This is a genomic window from Agromyces sp. H17E-10, from assembly GCF_022919715.1.
Taxonomy (GTDB): Bacteria; Actinomycetota; Actinomycetes; order Actinomycetales; family Microbacteriaceae; genus Agromyces.
Window position 1 is genome coordinate 385,737 of sequence record NZ_CP095042.1, and the last position, 24,997, is coordinate 410,733.

Below are 24,997 nucleotides of genomic sequence, written 5' to 3' on the forward strand. Positions count from 1 at the left end.
CGGCAGTACATGGTGTCCGAATCGTTAACTTCTGAGAACGATGTGCACGGAATCAGTACCCGATCACGATTTCGACCGCGGATTCGGTTGCGCGCCGGCATCGAACCACGTGATCCTGCGCGCAGGCGAACCGGGCGATCTCGCCCATCCCTGACGGGAACCCTCGTCGAGCAGCGGCGGGAGTGCCCGGTCGCCCACGAGCGCGCGATACTCCGCGGCGGCACCGCGCACCAGGACGGTGGCGCGCTCGCGGATCCCCGCCGCGAGCGACCAGTTCGCGGCCCACCCGTCGGCGCCCCCGACATACGCGATCGGCCGGTCCTGGGCTTCCGCCGCTTCGTCGTCACTCCGCGACACCGCAACCGCGCCCGGTGCCACGGGTACGCCCGGTGCCACGGCGATCACCGTCGCGCCCAGCCGGGCGAACGTCTCGGCGTCGCCCACCGGGTCGATGGTCACGACGGCGTAGGAGCCGGAGCGTGCGAGGTCGAGCTCCGGTGCGCCGTCACGCGCGGCCCGCTCGCCGACGCCGCCCGTCGAGGTGATCGCGCCGGCCTCCTCGGCGACTCCGGCCGTCAGCGCGCACTGTACGCGGTGGCCGCGCCACTGCCCCGCACCGGGGCCGTCGTCGGCACGCCAGAGTTCGCCCGCTCCCCCGCCCTGGAGCAGGTCGGGCCGGGTCGGATGCCGCAGCAGGAGCCGCGACCCGAAGGCGTCGCGCAACTCGTGCGGAACGCCGAGCCACTGCACCGCCGACGCCACGACGGCGACGCCGTGCGCGCGTCCCTCGCGCAGCAGTCGGGCGAGCCGCTCGATCGCCGCGGCCCGGTAATCGTCGGGCCAGTCGACGAATCGACGGTCGAGGTCGTCGATCACGATCAGGCGCGGCAGGCCGTTCGCTTCGTCGGGTCTTCCGAGTCTGTTCGTGAACGCGGCGAGCGCGTCCCAGACCTCGCTGCGCGGACCGCCGAGTCGAGCGACTGAGCCGGAACCGTATCGGCGGGCCGCCGAACGTGCGATGGTGGCGAGCACGGTCGATCGTCCGCTGCCGGGCATCCCCGCGACGAGCAGATTGCCGTCGGCACCCGGTCGCCACTCGGCGACGCTGCGGCGCTGCTCGGCGGGCAGGTCGACGAGGCCGAACGCGAGGCCGTCGCCCGGCTCGCCTGCCGATGCTGCCGCCGCCGACGACGAAGCGACGAACGCGTCGAGGTCGGCGCCCGTGAGCAGTGCGGGCAGCGGGTCGAGCCACGGACGGCGTGCCCGTGGCCGGCCGGCCGCGGCGACCTTCGCGCCCAGCACCGCCGCCTGGTCGGCGACGGCCGACTGGAAGAGCACCGGGTCGCCGTCGCCCCGGTCGATCACGCCGCGACCCGGCAGGTCGGGCGGGATCGACGCCGCGGCGTCGACGCCGACGACCGCGAGGCTGTCGGCCCGCTGCATGACGCGGAGCGAGACCCGGATCGCGCAGTTCGCGGTGACCTGCTCGCGTACGACGCCGTTGGGCCGCTGCGAAGCGAGCACGAGGTGCACGCCGAGCGAGCGGCCGCGGGCGGCGATGTCGGCGATCACCGCTCCGAGTTCGGCGAACTGCTCGATCATCGCCTGGAACTCGTCGACGACGATCACGAGCCGCGCGAGCTCGACGGAGCCGGTCAGCTCGCGCACGTCGCGCGCGCCCGCCCGGGCGAGCACCGACTCCCGATGCCGCAGCTCGGCGCGGAGGCTCTCGACCGCGCGTCGCGCCTCCGACCCGTCGAGATCCGTCACGATGCCGGTGACGTGCGGCAGGTCGCGGATGGGTTCGAACGCCGCACCGCCCTTGAAGTCGACCAGCAGGAACGACACCTCGAGCGGCGTGTAGGCCCGTGCGAGCGCGGTCAGCCATGCCAGCAGGAACTCGCTCTTGCCGCTGCCCGTCGTGCCTCCGACGATCGCGTGCGGGCCGTGGCGGACGAGATCGAGCTCGAGCGGTCCGCTCGCCGCACGCCCGACCGCGACGGCGAGGCTGCCTCGCTCGGGGTCGCGTCGTTCGCCGGACGGCGGCGGGAGTTCGGCGAGGGCGACCCGCTCGGGCAGCGGTGCGGGCGCGTCTCCGCCGAGGCGCTCGGCGAGTTCGGCGGCCGACGTGCACCAGCCGTTCGCCGCAGCGCGCGACACGAGCACGGGCTCGATGCTCGCCGGCGCCGCGCCCGCGGCCTCGACGAGTGCGCGGCCGGGGCCCAGCAGGCGCACCACGGCGCCGATTCCAGGCGGCAGCGACCGCGCCTCGCTCGCCACGACGATTCGCGACGTCGCGTGCCCGCCGGCGTTCGCCTGGGCGGGATCGGCCATGGAGTCGATCAGTCGCACGAGCGCGGTGGCCGCGCTCGCTTCCGGCCGTTCCCCGCGCCGCAGGCCGGGCTCTGAACGTCGCGCGTGGCCCGCGGCGTGCGGGAGCCGCGCCGCCCAGGCCCACTCGGACGACTGCGGGAGCTCGACGACCGCGACCGCGGGATCGACCCGATGGGCCCAGGCGATGAGGGCGGCCCGCGCGGCCGCCCTGGCCAGTTCGAGCGGACCGACGAAGGCGAGACCGTGCGCCGGGTCGGCCACGACGGGTGCACCGACGAGTCGCGCGGCGCTCTCGAGCACAGCCCGATCGCGGGCGTCGGCGATCGTGCCCTCGACCCGCACCCGGCTGGCGACGATGCCCCTGCCGATCACCACCCGCCCCGGGCCGTCACCCGTCCAGGCCGGCCGCGCCGCGCCAGCGACGAGGGCGGCCGGAGAGGGCTCGGCGCGCCATGCCGCACGTCGCTCCTCGTCATGCCTGGCGAGGATCTCGGCCTCGAGCTCGGCCAGTTGCGCAGCGCGCGCCTGTTCCGCGCGATGCCGTCGGCGTCGCCCCTGCCGCCGCGCGTCGAGCACGGACGCCACGGCCACGAGCGGGCCGAGCGCGGCGAACATGAGGGAGTACATCGACCCCGTGACCGCCCACAGTGCGAGCGCGCCGGCCACGGGCGCCGCGGCGGCGAGCAGCGGGAAGCCGGGTCGCTCGGGTTCGGACGGCACCGGCGGCAGGCGCAGCGGCAGGTGCACGGCGGGCAGGGCCTCATGGCCGGGTACGGCGAGCTCGGTCTGGTCCACTCATCGATACGACCACGAGCACGATGCCGCGACACTCGAGACCGCCTCCGAGGTGCGTCGACCGGCGGGATGCGGACCTGTGGAGGACGGGTCGGGCCCGCAATCGACCGAGGACGCCGTCAGTCGACCGAGAAGTACTGCTCGGCCATCTCGACGCGGCTGCCCCGCGGCACGAGGTAGCGTCGGCCCGGCTCGCACCGCAACGCCCCGTCATCGGGACGTCTGACGACCGTGCCGTTGCTCGAGAACCGATCGGCGACCCAGAGCCCGCCCTCGTGCTCACCGAACTCGAGGTGGGTCTTCGACACCGAGAGGGTGTGGTCGGCGATCTGCACGAGGTGGTCGAATCGTTCGCCTGGCTGCGGCATGGGCTTGCGACCGATGAGTCCCGATCCGAACACCGTGCGGGTCTCCCCGGTGCTGAACCGCAGCGAGAACTGCGGGCGCGCGGGTTGGACGGCGACGCCGCCCACGAGCGGCGCCGCACCGACGTCCGGCACCTCGCCGGCATCCGCGGCGGATGCGACGGCGGAGGCGGCCCCGACCTCGGAGACTCCTGCGCCCGTGGCTCGAGGGTCGGCGGACGGCGGGTCGACGATCGGCTCGGCGGCGCGGAACCCGTCGACCGGCACGCTGATCACACCGCTGTTGCGCTGCGACGCGCGCGGGAGGCGGTCGACCCGTGTCGTGTCCCCGGGGCGGGGGTCGGGTCGGCGTCGCGACTCGGGGGTCGCACTCGTCGAACTGCCGCACTCGCCGCAGAACATCGCGTCGGCTGGCAGTTCGGCACCGCAGATCCGGCAGTTCACGAACGGGCTCCTCTCCGGCTCACAGCGTACCCGCCGAGCGAGTTGAGCGAGATCGCCGCCCGCAGGCGATCCCGGGCGCTCCGCGATACGCCCAGGCGGCGACGGAGTTCGTCGACCGTCTCCCACACCCGGTGATCGTCGCCGTCGCCCGGTCCGCCCGGCGCGTAGACGGCGCGGTCGACGACCGCGGCGAGCACGAGCGGCGCGAGTCCGCCGACGATCGCCGCCTGCTCGGCTCGCGTCGCGGTCGGCACGATGGCGTACCCGTGGTCGGCCGCCGAGTCGGCGAACTCGAGCCACCCGCCCTCGATCCGCTCGACGGCCGTGGGCGCACGACGACGCACCCGACGACGGCGCTGCTTCGCCACGACGATCGCGACGAAGGGGCTGCACACGGCGACGATGCCGACGAGCGCGATCCCGGCCACCTCGAGTCCGCCGAGCACCGCCTGCAACCAGTCGTCGCCGTCCCCGCCGTCGTCCGGCGTCGATCCCGGTCCGGGCTCGTCGTCGACGAGCGGTGTTCGCTCGGCCGGCGGGGGCAGCACCGACTCGGGGCGCGAGACGACCTTCGGACGTTCGGGCTCGCGCTTCGGGATCGGACGCGGCTGCGGATTCGGGTCGACCTGCAGCCACGTTCCGTCGGACGCCTGCACCTCGATCCATGCCTGACGGTCGGCGCTCGTGAAGCGCACGGCGCCCGTCGAGGCATCCCGCTCGGTGTCGTGGCCCGGCAGGTAGCCCACCACGACCCGCGCCGGAAACCCGATGACGCGCGCCATGAGGGCGGCGGCGACGGCGTACTGCTCGCCGTCGCCGATCATGGGCTGATCGGTCATGAGCTCGTCGATGCGGTCGAGCGCGTGCCCCGAGCGGCTCGGCTCCTCGCCGTCGAGCCCGTGACTCACGAAGCCGTACTCGTGGAATCCGGCGATGACCTTCGAGAGGCGTTCGCCGGGCGGGTCCCCCGGCGGCGCCCACTCCTCGAGCACGTCTCCGAGGCGCGCCGGGAGTTCGGGGAGCGGCGGCAGCACGCTCGTGCCGGGCTCGATCGACGCGAGGTCGGTCGGCGGGGTCGGCACGACGGACACCGCGAGGTACCGGTCGCCCGACCGGAGCCCGCCGACGACGGCGCCCGTGCCCGTGACGTCGTTGTAGAAGTACGACTCCCCGAGCCGGTCGGCGCGCGGGCCGCCGAACTCGATCCGCTCGAGCTTGCCGATGCCCGGCACCCAGACGTCGCGGTAGCCCTCGACGCTGACGTCGATGCGCACCGTCTCACCGGCATCGGCGGGCTGGTCGAGCCGGAAGGGCACCCGGCTGAAGCTGCCCGACGGGCCGGCCCCGTCGGACCCGCCGACCGAGTAGACGATTCCGTCGTACGTGTCGAGCACCGCGATCGCGAGCCCGGCGCCGTCGGGCAGCCCGCGCACCTCGAGCATCGGGTCGTCGTCGACCTCGGGGTCGAAGGCGGTCCGGAATCCCGCGAGCGGGCTGTCGTGCTCGTTCGGTTCGAAAGGCGGTTGCAGGCCGGCTCGGACGACGTTGCGCGCCGGCGACGGCAGCGCGAACGCCGCCGCGGTCGCACCGACGAGGGCGACGGCGACGATGATGGATGCTCCGAGCACGCGTCGTGCATCGGCGAGCGTCGCCTCGACCGGTCGTCCGCCGGAGATCGCCCGACGCCCAGCGATCGCGATCCGCACGAACCAGGCGACCGCGGTCGCGAAGAACGCGAGCCCGGCTTCGAGGGCGAAGTCGTCGTGGACCACCCCGAGCGTGATTCCGGCGAGCAGGAGGACCGCGGGCGGCAGCACGGCGGCAGCGGGGCGCGGCGTGCGCAGTGCGATCGTCGTGGCGGCGGTCGCGGCGACCAGCCCGGTGAGGAACGGCGGCACGAGCAGCGCCTGGTAGGAACCCACGGGCACCGCGATCGTGACGAGCTGCTTCCACGAGAGCGCCGCACCGGCGACGAGTTCGACGAGGCCGTCCGGCGTCGGCAGCACCCCGAAGAGGGCTCGATCCGGCACCGCGGCGGGCACACCGAGCACGACGTACGCGCCGGCGACCGCCACCGCGACGACCCACGTCGGCCACGACCACCGGGCACCTGCGAGTCCGATCCCGCAGCCGGCGACGATCGCCGTCCCGGCGGCGACGAAGAACGCCGGGCTCTCGTACACGGGCCACCAGGGAATCATCGCCGCTGCGAGCATCGACACGACGAGCGCGACGCTGAGCGCGACCGACCATCCGCGGCGAGGTCCGAGCCCGAGACGCGCGCTCATGCGATCGAGGCCGATCTCGCGAGCATCGCGCGCAGGTCTTCGAGGTAGCCGATGCCGAACACGGTGAGCCCGCCGACCGTGCGCGCGGTCGGCTGCGACTCGGGCGAGCACTGCACCGCCACCACCTCGATGCCGGGCGGCACCCGGCTCGCGGCCGAGCGCAGGGGCGCGACTCCGCGTGCCGAACCCGTCACGAGGAAGACGAGCGACAGCCCGTGGAGCGTCTCGGCCGCGGTGCGCGCGACCTCTGGCATCGGCGCAGCCCGGTCGTCACGCTCGACGACGCAGAGCGCGTCGACGAGGCGGTCTCGCGACACGGTCGGCAGCTCGCGCATCGCGCCGGTCCGGCCGGTGCGGTGGCCGGAGACGACGAACGCGACGCTCCGCGCGTCGCGGATGGCGCGCGCGCCCACGGAGGCGGCCGCGCCCACCGCGAGCTCGAACTCCGCGTCGTCGACGTAGGCGCCGGGGTCGAGGTCGAGCAGCACCATCATCCGGCTCCGGCGCGACTCCTCGAACTGGCGCACCATGAACGTGCCGGTCTTCGCGCTCGAGCGCCAGTGGATGTAGCGGCGGTCGTCGCCCGGCAGGTACTCGCGCAGCGCGTGGAAGGCGATGTCGCTCGTCGTGAGGTCGCGGGTCGGCGACCCCTCGAGGTCGCGGATGAATCCCGTGCTGAGCGCCGAGACGGCGACCGTGCGCGGTTGCACCCGCATCTCGACGGTCTCCGACCACACGATCTCACGGCGCATGAGCCCGATCGGGTCGGCGCGTACGGTGCGCGCCGGACCGATCGAAACGACGCCGCGACGGTCGGTCGGGATGTGCAGCTCGGCCTCGATCGAGCCGCCCCTCGGCAGGCCGGGTAGCACGCGCTCGACGAGCCGTGCACCGACCGGCACTTCGAGCTGGACTCCGCCGAACCGTCGCGGCCCGCGATTGCTCGCGAGGAGTCTGGCCTCCGCATGATCGCCAACGACGACCCGCGGCGACGGCAGCGAGAGGTGCACCTCGCCGGCGCCGCGGCCGACGAGCCACAGCGCCGAGACCGCGAAGAGCACGGCGAACGCCCAGCCGAGCACGATGACCTCGACCAGCCCCCACCCGTAGCCCACCGCGAGCGCGGCGATCGCCGCCGCGGCGACCGACCAGCCGAGCGGCGTCACCACGCCGCTCACCGCCCGCGTCCACCGCATCGCGGCGAGCGCGATCGCATTGCCCCCGCGCACCGCGCGCGCGATGACGACCGCGAGCAGGCCCTGTCTCCTGGCCTCCTCGGGGATCGTGGTTCGCGTCGCGGAAAGGGTCACACGGCCTGCTTGGTCGAGGGGGGCGGCGTCTCGATGAGCACCTGGGCGACGAGGTTCGACGTCGTGACCCCGTCGAACTCCGCCTCGGGGTCGAGGATGAGGCGATGCGCGAGCACGGGCTCGGCGAGCGCCTTGACGTCGTCGGGCACGACGTAGTGGCGACCGCGGCCGGCGGCGTGCGTCTTGGCCGTGCGGATCAGCGCGAGCGCACCGCGTACACTCACGCCGAGTCGCACCTCGCGCGCCGTGCGCGTCGCGTCGACGAGCCGGGACACGTAGTCGTGGATGGTCGGATCGACGTAGACGGTGCGCGCGAGTGCCGCCAGCTGCACGACCTCGTCGGCACCGATGACCGGGTCGACGCGATGGTCGTGCGCGCGCTGGTCGGCGCCTTCGAGGATCCTGATGGTCGACGCGTGGTCGGGGTAGCCGATCGAGGTGCGCATGAGGAACCGGTCGAGCTGCGCCTCGGGCAGGCGATAGGTGCCGGCCTGCTCGACGGGGTTCTGGGTCGCGATGACCATGAAGGGGTGTCCGACGGGGTGGGTCTGCCCGTCGACGGTGACCTGCCCCTCCTCCATCACCTCGAGGAGTGCCGACTGGGTCTTCGGGCTCGCACGGTTGATCTCGTCGGCGAGCACGATGTTCGCGAACACCGGTCCGGGGTGGAACTCGAAGACGCCCTCGCGCTGGTCGTACACGGTGACGCCCGTGATGTCGCCGGGCAGCAGGTCGGGCGTGAACTGCACGCGGTTGCTCGTGCCCGAGACCGACTGGGCCATGGCCCGGGCGAGGGAGGTCTTGCCGGTGCCGGGCACGTCGTCGAGGAGCAGGTGTCCCTCGCTGAGCAGCGCGGTGAACGCGAGGCGGACGACGCGGTTCTTGCCGAGCAGCACCTCTTCGACGGCGCCGACGAGTCGGTCGAGCGTCGCCGCGAATGCGGCGGCCTCATCGGGGGTCATCGTCATTGCGTCTCCTTGCCCTTGGCCTCGTATCGTGCGCTCACGCCGGCGATCCTGACATCCAACCAGACCCGGTCGCCGGGGCCGGCCCCGGTGATCTCGCAGCTCGTCGGGGTCTGCGCGGGGCGTCCGGTCGGGTCGCCGTCGACGCCGCAGCTGAACTCGACCGGAAGGCCCGAGTTGTCGGGTTCGTCGGTCCACGACCAGGTCGATCGACGGTCGTCCCACTGCCGGCTCGGCAGCGCGAAGGTGAGGGTCGGCGACTCACCGCCCGGCAGCACGTCGGACCAGCGCCCGCAACTGCCCCACACGGTGCATCCGCGCACCTGGAACCGACCAGTCTCGCCGTAGTCGAAGCGCTCGCTCAAGAGGTCCCTGAGCCAACCCGATCCGCGGAACTCCCGCTTCGTGCCGGGGATCTGGGTGCCCTGGTCGTCGACGCCGACGATCTCGATCCGTGATGCGGAGACGTCGACGTCGTCGATGTACCGGTCCCAGATCTCGGGGCCGTTCCACGCCATCTCGCTCGTGACGCCGTCGACGGCTCCCGGTCCGGGGCGCACGACGACGCCGGCGACGTCCGTGTGCGTGCAGCCGGCGCGGTTGTAGCCCCACACCACGAAGGAGTACTTGGTCGAGTCGGCCGCCGTGCCCGTGAATCGCAGGCTGGACGTCTCCGGTCCGACGCGGATCGTCTCCGCGACCGTGCCGCCCGACGACGGCGGGACCACGCTGCCCGGGGCGGGCGTGGTGACCTGGCACGCCTGCGCTCCGCTCGGCACCCCCGTGGCGCCGTCGACGAGCCGCTGCACGAAGTAGCCCGCGACGGGGTCGCCGTTCGCCCCGAACGGCGCCCAGGTGACCGTCGCCGCGCCGGCCGACGCATCGCCCACGACCTCGATCGCGCCGGCGACGGGCGGGCCGAACGGCGTTCCGGCGGTCTCGGCGTCGGTCCACACGGCGAGAGCCGGATAGGCCTCGTTGCGCGCGCTCACGCTCACGGGCACGCGGCTTCCGTTCGCGATCGCCTGCGAGTCGACGCGGCATTGACCGGCGGTGCACGCCGACGCGGCGGTCACCTCCGTCGCGACGCCGGCGACCGTGACGACGTACGAATGCACGGCACTGCCCGACCCCGTGCCGACGGGCTTCCAGACGATGCCGAGCCGCCCGTCGAGCGGGAGCGCGCCGAGTCCGGCGGGCGGCGGCGGGATGACGTCGGACCAGACGGGTCCCGGTGCGACCTGCGCGTCGGAGTACCCGATGCCGTTCCGCGCTCTGATCCGCACGTCGACCGCGTTCGCCTGGCCGTTGCCGGGCGTCGCGACCGTGCACGCGGTCGCGGCGCACATCGCCGTCGAGAGCGCGTCGCCGGTCGCCGGATCGACGAGTGCGATCTCGTAGCCCGTGATGGGCGAGTTGTTGAACGCGCCCGCACCGAACGCCAGGTCCAGCGTGCCGTCGCCGAACCCGGTCACGACGGGGCCGATGACGGGTTCGGGCCGGTCCTGCACCGAGATCGTCACCGCACCCCAGGCCCTGCGCGACGCCTCCCCCGTGGCATCCTCGACCTGGTAGCGGACCGTCGTGTTCACCGGCGGCGCGCCGGCGGCGGCCGTCACCGTGAGGGTCGACCGGTCTTCGCTCGGCGTGACCGAGATGCCCTCGCCGACGTCGTCGAGGTCGACCGCGACGACCCTGAGCGGCGTCTCCGGGAACGGATTCGTCGCCTCGTCGTTGGCGAGCACGTCGATCCGCGTCGTCTGTCCGCGTTTCGCGATCGCCGCATCGTCGATCGGACGGGCGAGGGGTTTCGTCGAGGGGACGACCCTCAGCTCGATGCGGCCGCCCGACCCCTTGCCCGCTTCGTCGGCGACGCCGATGACGACCGCCGATCTCGCGCCGACGGGCGTGTCGGCACGGGCGGTGATGGTGAGCTCGTCGCCGTCGAGGGCGACGTCGAAGCCCTCCGCGTCGGGCTGCATCACCCGGTAGGTGCGCTCGGACTGCGCGGTCGACGCATCGGGGATCGTGAGGCGGCGCAGGTCGATCGGCTTCGTCTGCCCCGGCTCGAACTCGATCAGGGTCCCGGTGAACGCGGGCGGTTCGTCGTCGTTCGATCGCACCGTGATCGGGATAACGATCGTGCCCGTGCGCGCAGACGGGTCGTCGGGCCCATCGCCGTCGGTCGCGGTGAACGAGATCGACGCGGGTCCGTCGTATCCTGGCTCGCTGCGGAACCGCAACGTGTCGCGATCGACGACGAGCGAACTCCCGTCGCCGTGCGAGGCGAGCACGCTCGCCTCGTCGGTGATGTGCACCGGCCGACCCGACGCGGCGATCACGAAGTCGGCGAGCTCGAGCTGGATCACCTCTCCGCTGGCGACCTCGACATCGGGGGCGTCCGCTCGGAGCTGCGGCAGGGCGTCGTCGCGGCCCGGCACCCAGATGAAGGCGTAGGCGACCAGCTCGGCGTCGTCGGGATGGCTCACGACGAACGGCACGACGCGGCGTCGGTCCTCGACGTCGACCCTGATCGTGCCGTCGCGCAGCACCTCCGCACCGCTGCGGTATCCGTCGACGAGGTCGACACCCGCCTCGTCGACGTCGCCGTCGGCGAGGTAGACGTTGTCGAGCACGGGAACGACGACGGACGTCTCGCCGACGATGTCGGTGAGTCCGAGCACCGTGTCGGATGCCTCGGGGCGGGCGAGCGGCGCGTCGGCGAGCGCATCGATGTAGACCCATGCCGTGGCGCGGCCGTAGGTCTCGTTCTCGATCTCGTAGGAGACGCCGTACCGGCCCTCGCCCTCCGGCACGTCGATCTCGAGGCGGTCGTCGACGACCCGGACGTCGGCGCCGTCGGCGGCCTCGGCCGACGTGATGCGCAACCGGCCGCCCGCGGGATCCGAGTCGTTGGCGAGCACCCGCACGGTGACCGTGCGGTCGGGGCGAACCGTCACGAGGTCGTCGACCGCGAGCGGAGGCTCGGGGCGGGCGACCCGTGGGGCGATGCCGACGCGGACGGTGCCTTCGGCGCGCGCGCCGAGCGCATCGATGACCGAATAGGCGAACTCGTCGGTGCCGGCCGCGTAGTCGCTCGCCCGGTACTCCAGCCAGTCGGGACCGGTCGCCTCGACGGTGCCGCGCTCGGGGTTCGACTGCGGGCCGAGCAGTTGCACCGAGTCGCCGTCGGGGTCGACCCCGGTCAGCGGAATCGGTATGCGGACGTTCTCGCCCGCGATGACGCGTGCGGTCACCGTCTCGGGCACGGGGTCGGCATTCGTGTCGGGGTCGGCGTCGGAGACGGAGATCGTGACGTCGCCCTCGGCGGTCTGGCCGTCCTCGGTCACCGCCTGATAGCGCGCCCGATACTCACCCGTCTGCTCGGGCGCGAAATAGCGCAGTCGCTCACCCGAGGCGAAGAGCAGGCCGGCACGGGGCTTCTCGACGAGCTCGGACGCGAGCTCGATCGGGAGCCCGTCGGGCTGCTCGTCGTTCGCGAGCACGGGGATGTCGATGACGTCTCCGGTGCGCATCGAGATCGCGTCGGCGACCACCACCGGTGCCTGCGCCTGCTCGGGGTCGGGCACCTCGACGACGGTGACCTCGCCGACCGCCTCGGCGAGACCGTTGCTCACGCGGTAGTCGAACGTCGTCGACCCGGCCTCGAGCGGGGCCGTGAGGGTGACGCGCAGCAGTCCGTGGTCGACGGCCTCGACCTCGAGCCGCCCGCGGTCGTCGCCGTCGACGTCGGCCTCGGTCACGACGAGCACGCCGCCGGTCGGATCGATGTCGGTCGCGAGCACATCGACGTCGGTGGGCTGCCCGACGCGGAGGAACGCGGTGTGCGGCACGGTGATCGGCGTCGTGTCGCGGTCGGGCGGGGCCTGGACGTCGACGCGGACCATGCTCGTCACGGGCGTCGAGCCGTCGGTGACCGTGTACTCGAGGTAGTGCGTGCCGACGACGTCGCTCGTGAAGCGGAAGGTTCCGCCGCCGTAGTCGACGGCGATCCGGACGTCGGCCTTCGCGGGGACGGCGCTCAAGCGCACCCGGCCGGCGCCGCCGTGCACGTGACGCAGCGGGTCGACGACGATCTCACGGCCCGCGGTCGCGACCGCGATGAACGGCTCGGCCTCGAGCGGCACCGCGTCGGCGGGATGCACGTCGATCTCGAGGACGCCCTCGGTCTCGTCGCGACCGTCCGAGACGACGAGTTGGACCTTCCGCTCGTCGCCGGTGCCGCCCCGTTCGATGAAGCCGACGGTACCGTCGGCCGTCGAGGACACCCGGTCGGGTTCGGCGGTCGTGGCGCGTCGGAGGAAGATCGGGTCGCCGTCGGGATCCACCCAGTCGCCGAGCACCGGCGTCGAGACCCGCCCGCCGTCGGCCGCATCCGCGCTGATCGACCGGCGCTGCTCGGGAGGCGAGTTCGCGTCGGCCGCGCGCAGCTCGACGGCGACGGCGGCCCGGCTCGACCCTCCGTGGCCGTCGTCGACCACGTAGGCGAACCGCAGTGGACCGGACGCGTCCTCACCGAGGGTCAGCTGGAGCTGCTGCCCAGCGGAGATCACGTCGAGCCGCGCCCAGTCGGGCAGTTCGCCCTCGACGCCGGCGATCGCGAGCACGTCGCCGTTCGGGTCGTAGTCGTTGAGCAGCACCGGCAGCACCGTCGTCCGCCCCGGTCGTGCGCCGAAGGCGTCGTCCTTCGCGACCGGCGGGGTGCGGCGCTTCTCGATCTCGGGGTCGCTGTCGGGGTCGTTGCGCTCGACCTCCGCGTCGTCGCGCTCGGTCCGCATGAGGCGCTGCCAGTCGTCGATACGCCGGAAACGGTCGTCGGCCGCCCAGGTGCGCCCGCTGGCCGGGTCGTTGAGCACGATCGCGCGACCGTTCTCCGCGAACCGGAGCCCGTCGCCCGCCGCGCCGTCGAGCGTCACCGGCGTGGCCGATCCGCCGCAGGAGCGCCAGGCCGATCCTCCCGACCAGGCGGCGTAGACGCACCCGTCGTGCATGACGGGAGCGGCGGGCCTGCCGTCGACGCCGGACACGGCGGAGCGGACCGCCCCGCTGTCGAGGTCCACCGCGAGCAGTCCTCCGCGATGAGCGACCCACACCTCGTGCCCGCCGTCGGCCGGAGCCTGCAGCCGCGGCACGTCGTTCGCACCGATCCGGCTCGAGAGGTCGACGCGGCGGCCGTCGAGCTCGAGCCGGCGCTCATCGGCGTCGAACACGGCCCAGCGCCCGCCGACCGAGGCGACCTGCACCTCGTCGCCGGCGGGGAACGGCTCGAGCGCCCAACTCGCGACGACCTGGTCGTCGTCGGAGGCGGAGACCTCCGAGAGGTCACCCGTCGAGGGGCTGTAGGCGAACACGAGCCCGGACGGCGCCACCGAGACGACGGCGTTCGCACCGAAGCTGAGCGCCGACTCCTCGCTGGCGTCGAAGTCGGCGAACTCGCTGATCGCACTCGTCCAGATCTCACCGCGGGCGGCGACGACGACCCGGTCGCCGGCGAGCGCCAGCAGGGACGTGTCGGGCGGCACCGGCACGGTGTCGGTGAGGGTCGAGTCCGCGGCGTCGAGGATGCCTGCGCTCGATCGGTCGGCGTCGAGCACGAGCACGGTCGACCCGCGCTGGACGATCGTCGATCCGCCGCCGGTCTCGACGATCGAGTTGAGCTCGAACGCGGCCGTCGACGCCCGACCGACCGACTGCAGCCGCTCGTTCGCGACCCAGACCGCGGCATCCCCGAGCTCGACCCGCTGTGCCGCGTAGCCACCGCTCGTCACGGCGATCGTGGCGACGACGCCGACGACGGCGGTGATCGCCGCCGCGGAGATCAGCGCGGACCGGTGTCTGCGGGGAATCGCGAATCGCATCACCCGACACCTTCGACGTCGACGCAACGCTCGGTGCTCGGCGTACCGGGTCGCCCGTCGCGGGTGACCGTCACGCTGGCGCACACGCGGTCACGACTGCCGGCGTCGACCGAGAGGCTCGTCTCGCGCTGGATCGGCGCGGCCTCGCCGTCGATCCAGACGAGATAGGCGTCGCCCGAGCGGATGCCGGGATCGCTCCAGTCGAACGTGACCTCGGTGCCCTGGGCGGCGCCGCGCAGGTCGGTGACCACGGGGATGGTCCGGGTGTTCTGGAGGACGGTGACGATGCCCGCGCCGACGAGCGCGACGAGGAGCACGGCCGCGACGGCGACCCCCCATGCGAGCCGGCGCGCGGTCGGCGGGGCCGAACGAGTTCGCCCGGCGGTCGTGTCGGCCGCCGTCGACGCCGCCGGGACGCGTGCGTGCGATCGCCGACGACGGCGTCCGGCGTCGAGTCCGGAGCGGGCCGGGCTCACGCGGGTGCGTTCGTCGAGGTCGACGGCCGTCGCGAGGGCCCAGTCGTCCATGGCGACTTCGATCGGCGTCTGGGGCAGCCCCAACTCCTCCTCGACGGCCTGGAGGTCGCGGATGAACTCGAGCGCCCCGGACTGTCGCGCCTTCGGCTGCTTCGCCATCGACCTCGCGAGCACCGCCTCGAGGCTCGCGGGCACGTCGATGCGACCCGTCGGCGCGAGCTTCGCCTTGCCGATGCGCGCCGTGAGCGCCTGCGGCGAGTTGTCGCCGCCCGGCACCTCGAACGGACTGCGGCCGGCGAGCAGCGAGTACACCGTGGCGCCGAGCGCCCAGACCTCGCTCGCCACGGTTCCGCTCGTCTCGTCACGCAGGACCTCGGGTGCCGACCACGGAACCGAGAGCCCCACCGCCTCCGTGCGCTCCGCCTGTCCGAGCGTGGCCGCGATGCCGAAGTCGCTCAGCACGGGGTGTCCGTAGGCGGTCGTGAGGATGTTCGACGGCTTGATGTCGCGGTGGAGCACTCCCGAACGATGCGCCGTCTCGACGGCGCTCGCGATGCGCACGCCGATGGAGAGCACCTCCCCGAGCGGCAGCTGCACCGCACGGTAGCGCTGTCCGATCGACGCCGAGCAGTACTCCATGACGAGGTACGGGCGTCCGTCGGCGGCGACGCTCGCCTGGTACACCGTGAGGATCGACGGGTGGGAGCTGAGCTGGGCCATGAGGTTCGCCTCGGCCTGGAACATCTGCCGGAGGTCGTCGTTCACGACTCCCGCGAGCAGCACCTTCACGGCGACGAGCCGGCGCGGCATGTTCTGCTCGTACAGGAACACGTCGGCGAAGCCGCCCGAACCGAGCACTCGGATGAACTCGAAGCCGGGCAGGGTCGGCGGGGTGGACGGCAGTCGTCGCGACACGATCCTCCCTGCGCTCCTCGGGCCCGACGCTCGTCGGGCGGTGCTCATCGGGACGAGCGGCAGGGTTCGGTGCCGACATCAGGCCCGCTGACCCCCATTGTAGGTCGCGCCGACCGGCTGCGAACGGGGCTTCAGGCCCTCGCGGTCTCGCCGGCGTCGTCGTCGTGGTCGGTCGACTCCGGTTCGGGCGGCACGACCTTCACGACGTCGACGACGACGACCGTCACGTTGTCGCGACCGCCGTTGCCGAGCGCTGCATCGACGAGCTGGTTCGCGGCCTTGTCGGCCTTGGGGTTCGCGACGAGGAAGTGCCGGATGCCGTACGACGTCAGCTCCTTCGTCAGGCCGTCGGAGCAGACGAGCAGGCGCATCCCCTCTTCGACCGCGATCGCCCGGTAGTCGGGGATCGGCGGCTCGTGGAATCCGACGGCGCGGGTGATGACGTTCGAGTGCGGGTGGGTGTCGGCCTCCTCGCGCGTGATCTGTCCGGCGTCGACGAGCTCCTGCACGATCGAGTGGTCGACGGTGAGCTGCTCGAGCACCCCGCCGACGAGCCGGTAGACGCGCGAGTCGCCGATGTTGAACACGATCCACGCGGGTTCGTCGGAGATCATGCCGAGCGCTGCGCCCGTGACCGTGGTGCCGCTGCCCTCGTCGGTGACGCCGGCGCCCCGCCCCATGTCCTGCACCGCGCGATGCAGGGACGCGTCGATCTCTGCGGTGCCGATGACCGCCTTGCCGCCGTGCTCGGCGAGCCGGGTCACGACGGCGGCGCTCGCGAAGTCGCCGGCCGCGTGGCCGCCCATGCCGTCGGCGACGGCGAACACCGGTGCCTGCGCGACGAAGCTGTCTTCGTTGACCTCGCGCCGCAGGCCGGTGTCGGTGATGGCGGCCCAGGCGAGCGTGATCTCGGTGCCGTCGGGCAGCGCGATCCGATGGCGCGCGTTGCCGTTGCCTATCTGCGTCACGTGTCCGGCCTGTCTCGCGTCGGGTGATCGACTCCCGGGGGTTGGAGGATCTCGACGATCGTACCGTCTCCGAGATCGAGGCTCATTCCCGGCACGACGACGATCGACTCCCCCGCGCGCAGCCTGCGCGGGGCCCGCGGTCCGACGACGGTCGTGCCGTTGGTCGACCGCAGGTCACTCGCGACGAGCCGCGCGCCCTCGACCCGCAGCTCGAGATGGGTGGACGAGACGATGCGGCCGGGCGAGTCGACGGCGATCAGGCGCGGCGCACCGTGCGCACCGGGAATCCGCGGTGCTCCCGGCCGTCGGCCGATGAGCACCGACCCCTCGGGTGCGAACGGCTCGCCGCCCGCGACCCTGACCCACGGCAGCGGCGCCGGCGGCGGGACCTCGTCGGCCCCTGGCCCGGCGGTCGGGTCGGGCAGGGCACGCACCGTGTCGGCGTCGAGGGCCGCGGCCGGAGCCGCGTAGATCGTGTCCGCGTCGGCCGACGAGACCCCGGGTCGCCATTCCACGGCGGAGGCGCGAAGGCGCGCGCGGGCGTGTTCGACGAGCGCTCCCCCCGTGATCGATCCGAGGGGGGATGCTCCGCCGGTGAGTCGCACTCCGGACACGTCGTGGAACTCGGCGAGGTGCCAGGGTCTGATGCCGCGGGCGTCGAACCGGCGGCTCCCCCCGGGCGACTCGAGATCGACGACCGCACCTCCGCGTGCGACGGCCGTCACCTCGGCCGGCTCGTCGCCCGGCCACCAGACGAGTGCGAAGTCCCGGTCGTCGACGTCGAGCCGCGCCGGGATCTGCTCGATGAGCCGTTCGAGGGCGAGCTCGTGGTCGCCCGCGAGACCGGCGAGCGCCGCGACGACCTCGTCGGGCGCGGGCGCCGAGAGGATCGCGATGAACCGCTCGCCGACGATCGCGTCCCAGGCGACGGCGCCCGGGACCGCATGGCTCGACACCGTCCCACGTGGCATCCCCCCAGTCTTCCATGAGTGGGCGGAACACGAAATGCTCAGCGAATCGGGAGACTGACCATGGAATCAGTTGCGAATGGCTCTTGATCCTGCGGAATCACTTGCCAGCGGCATCCTTCACTGTCACAATCGAGCCATGACGAACGCAGGTCGTTCCAACGGGCATCGACCCGTGCAGCTCGACGAGGTGTCGAAGGCGATCATCGAGCAGCTGCAGGCCGATGGCCGCCGGTCGTACGCCGACATCGGCAAGGCGGTCGGTCTCAGCGAGGCCGCCGTGCGGCAGCGCGTGCAACGGCTCACCGAGTCGGGGGTCATGCAGATCGTCGCGGTCACCGACCCGATGCAGCTCGGCTTCACCCGGCAGGCGATGATCGGCATCCGCGCGTCGGGCGACACGCGGGTGCTCGCCGAGCAGCTGGCCGACATCCCCGAGATCGACTACGTCGTGCTCACCGCGGGCAGCTTCGACCTGCTCGCCGAGGTGGTGTGCGAGAACGACGAGGAGCTGATCTCCCTGTTGAACGCGCGCATCCGCAGCCTCGAGGGCGTGCACGCGACCGAGACGTTCGTCTACCTCAAGCTCCAGAAGCAGTTCTACAACTGGGGCACTCGCTAAGAAGGGAAGATCATGACCGACACGGTCTACGACAACGCTGCACTGCAGCAACAGGCGAAGGACCATCTCTGGATGCACTTCGCCCGGCAGTCCACGATGGAGACCTCGGGCGTGCCGATCATCACCCGTGGCGAGGGCCACCGCGTCTTCGACATCAACGGCAAGAGCTACATCGACGGCCTCGCCGGACTCTTCGTCGTCAACGCCGGCCACGGCCGCAAGCGCCTCGCCCAGGCGGGTGCGAAGCAGGCGGAGGAGCTCGCGTTCTTCCCGATCTGGTCGTACGCGCACCCGAAGGCGATCGAGCTCGCCGACCGTCTCGCCGACTACGCGCCCGGCGACCTCAACCACGTGTTCTTCTCCACCGGTGGCGGCGAGGCGGTCGAGACCGCCTACAAGCTCGCGAAGAACTACTGGAAGCTCATGGGCAAGCCGACCAAGTACAAGGTCATCTCGCGCGCCCTCGCATACCACGGCACCCCGCAGGGTGCGCTCGCCGTGACCGGCCTGCCCATCAAGGCGCCGTTCGAGCCGATCACCCCCGGCGGCCTCCGCGTGCCGAACACCAACTTCTACCGCGCCGCCGACATGGGCGCGCCGACCGAGAGCGAAGAGGCGTTCGGCATCTGGGCGGCGAACCGCATCGAGGAGCAGATCCTCATGGAGGACCCCGACACCGTCGCGGCCGTCTTCCTCGAGCCGGTGCAGAACTCGGGCGGCTGCTTCCCGCCGCCCCCCGGCTACTTCCAGCGAGTGCGCGAGATCTGCGACAAGTACGACGTGCTGCTCGTCTCCGACGAGGTCATCTGCGCGTTCGGCCGCATCGGCCACATGTTCGCGTGCGACGAGTACGGCTACGTGCCCGACATGATCACGTGCGCCAAGGCGATGACCTCGGGCTACGCCCCCATGGGTGCGACGATCATCAACGAGCGCATCTACGAGCCGTTCTCGAAGGGCGACACGACCTTCTACCACGGCTACACCTGGGCCGGTCACCCGGTCTCGGCGGCCGTCGCGCTCGAGAACCTCGACATCTTCGAGGAGGAGCACCTGCTCGAGCACGTGCGCGAGAACTCGCCGCTGTTCCGTGCAGAGCTCGAGAAGCTCAGCGACCTGCCGATCGTCGGCGACGTGCGCGGTGCCGGCTACTTCTTCGCCGTCGAGCTCGTGAAGGACAAGGCGACGCGCGAGACGTTCAACGAGGACGAGTCGGAGCGCCTGCTCCGCGGCTTCCTCTCGACGGCGCTGTTCGACGCGGGCCTGTACTGCCGCGCCGACGACCGCGGCGACCCCGTGATCCAGCTCTCGCCGCCGCTCACGATCGGCGTGCCCGAGTTCCAGGAGATCGAGCAGATCCTCCGGAGCGTGCTCACCGAGGCGTCCAACCGCCTCTGATCGCGCGGTGCGATCCCGAACCCGGTGGAGGCTCGTCCGAGCCGCCACCGGGTTCGTCGTCCCCGGCGATCATCGACCCGGTGCCGCATCCGGTCGGATGAAGGCCCAGTCGGGCAGCGCACCGCCGCCGAAGTACTGCTGCAGCAGGGCGGCCATGGTGTGATGCGGCTCCTCGGTCTCGACGAGGTCGAGCAGCGCCCCTGCGGCCGATCCGCGCCCGAGCGCCCAGCACAACCAGGCCGCGATGCAGATCGAGCCCGCACGGATGCCGGGCGGGGCATCAGCGATGATCGCCCGCACGATGTCGAGCGCACGTTCGATCCGGTCGGGCTCGGGTCGCAGGGTCGTCCGGCCCAGCAGGAGCCGGGAGAGGAACTCGCTCACCCCGAGCTCGCCGTCGTGGGCGGCGAACTCGCGCCGCACGAGCGCGTCGACCGATTCGCCCTGCGCCTCGGCTCGTTCGGCGAGATCGACCGCATCCTCGTGGGCGGCCGCACCGACGACCGGGCCGAACGCGAACTGCAGCATCATGCCGTCGCGGAACACCGGCCGCGCGGCGAGGTGCAGGAACCAGGCCCGCCGCAGCATCGAGGGCTCGTCGTTCTCGAGCAACCGCTCGACGAGTTCGACCGGGTCGACGTCGTCGCCGAGCGCGCGGAAGACGGCGTCCCCGACGCCCGCCCGCTCGATCCGCCGCAGCTCCCGCCGGATCGCCCGAGCACGACGTTCGTCGACCTCGGGGAGGTGCGCCCACGAGGTCGACGACTCCGCGGGTCGATCGGGGGCGAGCCCCGCAACGCGCGGCTCGACCAGGTCGGCGAGCGGCCGCCCGCCAGCAGGAAGGTCGTCGTCGAGATACGACCCCCAGCCGTCGGCCGCCCGGCAGAGCGCGTCGCGGATGCCGAATCCGGCTTCGCTCGCGCGACGGCAGAGCAGGTCGACGAGTCGCCGCTCAGGTGCATCGCCGTGCTGGGCGAAGGTCTCGTCGCAGTACGCGACGGGCGCGATCGCATCGACCCCCGGCATGCGGCAGAGCGTCGAGACGATCGCCGAGACGAGTGCGCTGCGATCGCGTGCCCGACGCGGCAGGTCGTGGCGCAGCACTCCGACCGTGCGACGCCCGTCGAACGCGACGCAGACGAGCGATCGCGACGGATGGAATCCCGCGAGGGTCGGCACGAGGGCGAGGAACTCTTGCGCCGATCCGGCGCGGATGATGGTGGTCATGTCCCGAGACTGGCGCGTCTCGACGGAGCGGCCGCTCCTGTGGACCGATCGCGTGCGACACCCCGCCTGTGGACGGCGAAGGCGCCACCCGTCCTCCACAGGCCCGGCATCGGGTGGGCGTTCCCACATGTCCGATTCCCGCGAACCGATGCGGGATGCCGCGGCTACGCTCGAACACATGACCACCGAGTACCTCATCCGCCTCGACAGCCCGATCGGCCGTCTCGAGGTCGTCGCCGACGACTCCGCCGTCCTCGCGCTGACGATCGAACGCGACGGCGTCCTCCCTCACGACGGCGAGCCCGAACGCACCAATCCCGTGCTCGAGCGGGCGCGAACCGAACTCGACGAGTACTTCGCCGGCACCCGGACCGGATTCGACGTCCCCGTCCGCTGGCACGGCACGCCGTTCCAGGAGTCCGTCTGGCGCGAACTGTCGCGCCTCGGCTGGGGCGAGGCCACCTCGTACGGCTCGCTCGCCGCTGCGGTCGGTCGACCCGGCGCCGCGCGGGCGATCGGCGGAGCGGTCGGGGCGAACCCGGTGCCGATCCTCGTCGGCTGCCACCGCGTGCTCGCCTCCGACGGCCGCCTCACCGGCTACTCGGGCGGCGAGGGCATCCCCACGAAGCTCTGGCTCCTCGGGCACGAGCGCATCGGTTTCGCAGCGTGAGCGTGATCCCCCGCCCCGACGTCGTCCTCGGCGACGACGGGCTCGCCCGCTGCGCATGGGGCGCCACCGATCCCGAGTACCGTCGCTATCACGACGAGGAGTGGGGCACGCCGCAGCACGATCCCGTGCGGCTCTTCGAGAAGGTGTGTCTCGAGGGGTTCCAGGCGGGGCTGTCGTGGATCACGATCCTGCGGCGGCGCCCGGCGTTCCGCGAGGTGTTCCACGGATTCGACGCCGAGCGCGTCGCCGCGATGACGGAGCACGACGTCGAGCGCCTGCTCGGTGATGCCCGCATCATCCGCCATCGCGGCAAGATCGAGGCCACGATCGCCAATGCGCGAGCCGTACTCGCCCTCGACGTTCCGCTCGACCAGCTGCTGTGGAGTTTCGCGCCGCCCGCGCGCACGGGCGCGCCCGCATCGTTCGCCGACGTGCCGGCCGTCACCGTCGAGTCGACCGCGATGAGTCGCGACCTCAGGCGGCGAGGATTCCGCTTCGTCGGCCCGACCACGATGTACGCGCTCATGCAGGCGTCGGGCATGGTCGACGATCACGTCGCCGGGTGTCACCGCGCGATGCATCATAGCGCTGCCTGAGCGCCTCGCACAGTGCGCAGAATGCGCGACTCGGAACTCTTGACACCGCCGATTCGCGCAGGCTACGTTGAGCCCACTTCGGGGGACGACGGGACGGGCAACGACGCTCGCCCCGCGGATCCGAGTCCGCTCGCCGATCCGGTGAGCGGTGATCGCTCACTCAGAAGGAGCACTGCATGCGATTCACGAGAACACTCGCGCTCGCCGCCACCGCGGCTGCCGCGTTCACCGTCGGCACGGTCATCCCGGCTGCCGGCGCAAGCCCGCTCGACGACGACTCGAGCGTTCCCTCGTACCAGGAGTTCGCGGCGTCGACGTATCGAGACGTCGACGGCGGCTATGTCGTCAACGGTGACGAACTGATCTCCGGCCAGAGCGACCTGCGGTCGTTCTACGACGTGCTCGTCGGGCCGCAGACGCCGACCGACGGTCTCATCGTCAACACCGTCAACGGCGCCGACGACAAGTGGTCGACCTCGCAGGTCGGCAACCTCACGTACTGCGTCAGCACGAAGTTCGGCACGCGTCACGACGACGTCGTCGCCGCCATGGCCGGCGGTGCCGCCCTGTGGGAGGCCGCCTCGTCGAAGATCGACTTCGTGTACGTGCCGAGCGCCGACGGCTCGTGCACGACGCGCAACAAGAACGTCCTCTTCTCGGTCGAGCCCGTGCAGACGTCGCAGTACATCGCCCGCGCGTTCTTCCCGAGCTCGCCCGACCGTCAGCAGAACGTGCTCGTCGACGACTCGATCTGGTCGTCGGGCTCGTGGACGCCGAGCAACATCCTCGGGCACGAGCTCGGCCACACCCTGGGCTTCCGTCACGAGCACACCCGCCCGGAGTCGGGCACGTGCTTCGAGGACAACAACTGGCGCCCGCTGACGCCCTACGACTCGGCGTCGATCATGCACTACCCCCAGTGCAACGGCTCGTCCGACGACCTGTCGATGACGAACACCGACCGTGCGGGTGCCGTCGCCCTGTACGGCAACTGAGGTTCGGCTCGATCGAGCTCTGAGCGCGAGCTCTGAGCGCGAGCGCTGAGCTCACCGCCAGAGTCCGCTGGACCCGGTCGCCTTCGGCCGGGTCCAGTGGGCCGTCACGAAGAGGCGGCCAGGCCGCCCGAGGTGCCCGGCCCCGTCCCTGTCCCCCGACGCGGGTCGGTCAGCCGTTCAGGCGACGAGCTCGACCTCGCGCGGCAGACTCGCACCGCGATCCTCGCCGAGCTGCATCGCGAAGCCCGCACCGGCGGCCCAGTCGAGCAGCTCCTCGACCGTGTCCGCCTCGGGACGCTGCTCGAGCACGGCGCGCGTGAATCGCCCCTTGGCCTGCTTGTTGAAGTGGTTGAGCGCACGCTTGCGCCCCGTGCCGTCGATCGAAACGACGCGCACGTAGACGCTGTCGGGTCTCGTAGGCGCCGGGCCCAACTCGGCGTAGCCCTCGGAGCGGAGATCGACGATGAGGCCCGGCGTCCGATCGAGTACGAGCGCCAGCGGCTCGCGCCAGAACGCCTTGAGGCGCAGGCCCGGCACCCGAGAGTCATGCGAGAGTCGGTACGCGGGAAGCGGGTCGAGTGCGCCCACCAGCCCGAAGAGCGCCGAGTGGACGACGACGGTGCGGGCGCCGAACCCGCGCGCCGACTCGTCCAGTGACGGGGCGTCGAGCGCGTCGTACAGCACGCCCGTGTAGCGATCGATCGCGGGCATGGTCGCCGACGTCGCGAGGTCGCGGTTGCGTGCCACCTCGAGTGCCTGGCGCGGGCCGAGCTTCAGCGCGCGCATCATCGCGTCGTGGTCGCCCGCGAGATCGACGACGGCACGCGTCAGCTGCGCCCGCGGCGCGCTGAGCTCTTCGAACGACAGCGCGTCGAGTGAGAGCGGCGCGCCCGAACCGCCGTCGCGCTTCGTCTCCGACGGCGGGAGCAGGAGCAGCACTACGAGCCGATGAAGGCGAGGGCCGCGTCGACGTTCGTCCCGAGCGATTCGACGCTGTCGATCGTGACGCGAGGCAGGGCCGACGACGGACCGGTCCACGCCGCATAGCCTTCCAGGCTCTGCTCGACCGCGCGCCACGTCGTCTCCTCGAGGTGCGGCAGCCCCCGCTCGCGCTTCTCGAGCCGGGAGCGGTGCAGCGCCTCGTCCGAGCAGACGACCTCGATCACACGGAGCTTCGCATCGGTGCGTGCGGCCAGATCGCGCCACTGCAGGCGAGCGGCCTCCGCGGCGTTCACGGCGTCGACGATCACGGTCCGGCCGGAGGCGAGCTCCTTCTCGGCGATCTCCTCGGCGACGAGGTACGCCGCCAGACCCGTGGGCTGGTCGGCATCGATCCCGGCCTTCAGGATCGCCGATTCGATCGGGTCGACGGACACGACGGTGGCGCCGAGCCGGGCGCCGACGATCTGTGCGATCGTCGACTTGCCCGCGCCCGGCAGCCCCGCCATGACGATGAGCTGGGTGACGCTCAGGTCACCGAACTGGCGGTCGAACGGCTGCTCCCCCGGCATCCGTTCCCCCTCAGGCGAGGTCGGCGCGGGACGCGACGACCTGCACCTGATCGGACTGGACCGAGAGGAAGCCGTCCTCGGCGGAAGCGGTGACCTTCTCACCGCCCGGCAGGGTGACCCGCACCTCGCCGCTCGCCAGGATCGCGAGCATCGGCTCGTGACCGGGGAGGATGCCGATCTCGCCTTCGACGGTCTTCGCGACCACCATGGCGGCCTCGCCCGACCACACTTCGCGGTCGGCCGAGACGACGCTCACATTGAGGGCGGCCAT

The 24,997-nt window shown here is 72.2% G+C and carries 18 protein-coding genes; 5 read left to right on the plus strand and 13 right to left on the minus strand.

Translation table 11 applies throughout. The annotated features are described in order from the left end of the window. Nucleotides 1-63: 63 nt before the first annotated feature. The 9 genes from MUN74_RS01860 to MUN74_RS01900 all read right to left on the minus strand — a co-directional run bounded on the left by MUN74_RS01860 (nt 64) and on the right by MUN74_RS01900 (nt 17,710). Nucleotides 64-3,129 carry an FtsK/SpoIIIE domain-containing protein gene (locus tag MUN74_RS01860; RefSeq protein ID WP_244854680.1) on the minus strand — a complete coding sequence of 1,022 codons (3,066 nt, stop codon included), beginning with the start codon at nt 3,127-3,129 and terminating at the stop codon, nt 64-66. A 119-nt stretch (nt 3,130-3,248) separates the two neighbouring features. After that, on the minus strand, nt 3,249-3,938 hold the full coding sequence (locus MUN74_RS01865) for a zinc-ribbon domain-containing protein (protein WP_244854681.1): 690 nt from the start codon (nt 3,936-3,938) through the stop codon (nt 3,249-3,251). Further along, a complete protein-coding gene (locus MUN74_RS01870; protein ID WP_244854682.1) occupies nt 3,935-6,226 on the minus strand; it encodes a transglutaminase TgpA family protein in 2,292 nt (763 codons plus the stop codon). Before MUN74_RS01870 ends, MUN74_RS01865 begins: the two co-directional genes overlap by 4 nt. Beyond that, the gene (locus MUN74_RS01875; protein ID WP_244854683.1) at nt 6,223-7,536 is read right to left on the minus strand and encodes a DUF58 domain-containing protein; all 1,314 of its coding nucleotides are present in this window, start codon (nt 7,534-7,536) and stop codon (nt 6,223-6,225) included. Before MUN74_RS01875 ends, MUN74_RS01870 begins: the two co-directional genes overlap by 4 nt. Beyond that, nucleotides 7,533-8,504, minus strand: a complete 972-nt coding sequence (locus tag MUN74_RS01880; RefSeq protein ID WP_244854684.1) for an AAA family ATPase — start codon at nt 8,502-8,504, stop codon at nt 7,533-7,535. The genes MUN74_RS01875 and MUN74_RS01880 overlap by 4 nt, the downstream gene beginning before the upstream one ends. After that, nucleotides 8,501-14,380 (minus strand): Ig-like domain-containing protein, encoded by a 5,880-nt coding sequence (locus MUN74_RS01885; protein ID WP_244854685.1) that lies wholly within the window; start codon nt 14,378-14,380, stop codon nt 8,501-8,503. Before MUN74_RS01885 ends, MUN74_RS01880 begins: the two co-directional genes overlap by 4 nt. Then, on the minus strand, nt 14,380-15,771 hold the full coding sequence (locus MUN74_RS01890; protein WP_370647334.1) for a serine/threonine-protein kinase: 1,392 nt from the start codon (nt 15,769-15,771) through the stop codon (nt 14,380-14,382). Before MUN74_RS01890 ends, MUN74_RS01885 begins: the two co-directional genes overlap by 1 nt. A gap of 131 nt (nt 15,772-15,902) precedes the next feature. Beyond that, a complete protein-coding gene (locus MUN74_RS01895) occupies nt 15,903-16,739 on the minus strand; it encodes a PP2C family protein-serine/threonine phosphatase (RefSeq protein WP_244854687.1) in 837 nt (278 codons plus the stop codon). Continuing rightward, nucleotides 16,736-17,710, minus strand: a complete 975-nt coding sequence (locus tag MUN74_RS01900; RefSeq protein WP_244854688.1) for an FHA domain-containing protein — start codon at nt 17,708-17,710, stop codon at nt 16,736-16,738. The genes MUN74_RS01895 and MUN74_RS01900 overlap by 4 nt, the downstream gene beginning before the upstream one ends. Before the next feature lie 136 nt (nt 17,711-17,846). Here MUN74_RS01900 and MUN74_RS01905 point away from each other — a divergent pair, with 136 nt between their 5' ends. After that, on the plus strand, nt 17,847-18,329 hold the full coding sequence (locus tag MUN74_RS01905; RefSeq protein ID WP_244854689.1) for an Lrp/AsnC family transcriptional regulator: 483 nt from the start codon (nt 17,847-17,849) through the stop codon (nt 18,327-18,329). Nucleotides 18,330-18,341: 12 nt separating this feature from the next. Continuing rightward, nucleotides 18,342-19,727, plus strand: coding sequence for an aspartate aminotransferase family protein (locus tag MUN74_RS01910; RefSeq protein WP_244854690.1), 1,386 nt, complete (start codon nt 18,342-18,344; stop codon nt 19,725-19,727). A gap of 69 nt (nt 19,728-19,796) precedes the next feature. Here the strand turns inward: MUN74_RS01910 and MUN74_RS01915 are convergent, their stop codons facing one another. Further along, the gene (locus MUN74_RS01915) at nt 19,797-20,954 is read right to left on the minus strand and encodes a DUF4192 family protein (RefSeq protein WP_244854691.1); all 1,158 of its coding nucleotides are present in this window, start codon (nt 20,952-20,954) and stop codon (nt 19,797-19,799) included. Between the two features lie 178 nt (nt 20,955-21,132). Here MUN74_RS01915 and MUN74_RS01920 point away from each other — a divergent pair, with 178 nt between their 5' ends. The 3 genes from MUN74_RS01920 (at nt 21,133) to MUN74_RS01930 (ending at nt 23,215) form a co-directional block, all read left to right on the plus strand. Beyond that, nucleotides 21,133-21,624 carry a methylated-DNA--[protein]-cysteine S-methyltransferase gene (locus MUN74_RS01920; protein WP_244854692.1) on the plus strand — a complete coding sequence of 164 codons (492 nt, stop codon included), beginning with the start codon at nt 21,133-21,135 and terminating at the stop codon, nt 21,622-21,624. A 5-nt stretch (nt 21,625-21,629) separates the two neighbouring features. Continuing rightward, the gene (locus MUN74_RS01925) at nt 21,630-22,220 is read left to right on the plus strand and encodes a DNA-3-methyladenine glycosylase I (RefSeq protein WP_244856308.1); all 591 of its coding nucleotides are present in this window, start codon (nt 21,630-21,632) and stop codon (nt 22,218-22,220) included. Nucleotides 22,221-22,396: 176 nt separating this feature from the next. Then, nucleotides 22,397-23,215: a zinc metalloprotease gene (locus MUN74_RS01930; RefSeq protein ID WP_244854693.1), complete on the plus strand. Its 819-nt coding sequence runs from the start codon at nt 22,397-22,399 to the stop codon at nt 23,213-23,215. Nucleotides 23,216-23,392: 177 nt separating this feature from the next. On the opposite strand, the gene MUN74_RS01935 is transcribed toward MUN74_RS01930, so the two are convergent. Genes MUN74_RS01935 through MUN74_RS01945 form a run of 3 tightly spaced genes read right to left on the minus strand, consistent with a single transcriptional unit; the run spans nt 23,393 to nt 24,997 of the window. Then, nucleotides 23,393-24,154 (minus strand): YaaA family protein, encoded by a 762-nt coding sequence (locus tag MUN74_RS01935; protein WP_244854694.1) that lies wholly within the window; start codon nt 24,152-24,154, stop codon nt 23,393-23,395. Beyond that, the gene (locus MUN74_RS01940) at nt 24,154-24,726 is read right to left on the minus strand and encodes a P-loop nucleotide/nucleoside kinase family protein (RefSeq protein WP_244854695.1); all 573 of its coding nucleotides are present in this window, start codon (nt 24,724-24,726) and stop codon (nt 24,154-24,156) included. Before MUN74_RS01940 ends, MUN74_RS01935 begins: the two co-directional genes overlap by 1 nt. 10 nt (nt 24,727-24,736) lie before the next feature. Further along, the gene (locus tag MUN74_RS01945) at nt 24,737-24,997 is read right to left on the minus strand and encodes a F0F1 ATP synthase subunit epsilon (protein ID WP_244854696.1); all 261 of its coding nucleotides are present in this window, start codon (nt 24,995-24,997) and stop codon (nt 24,737-24,739) included.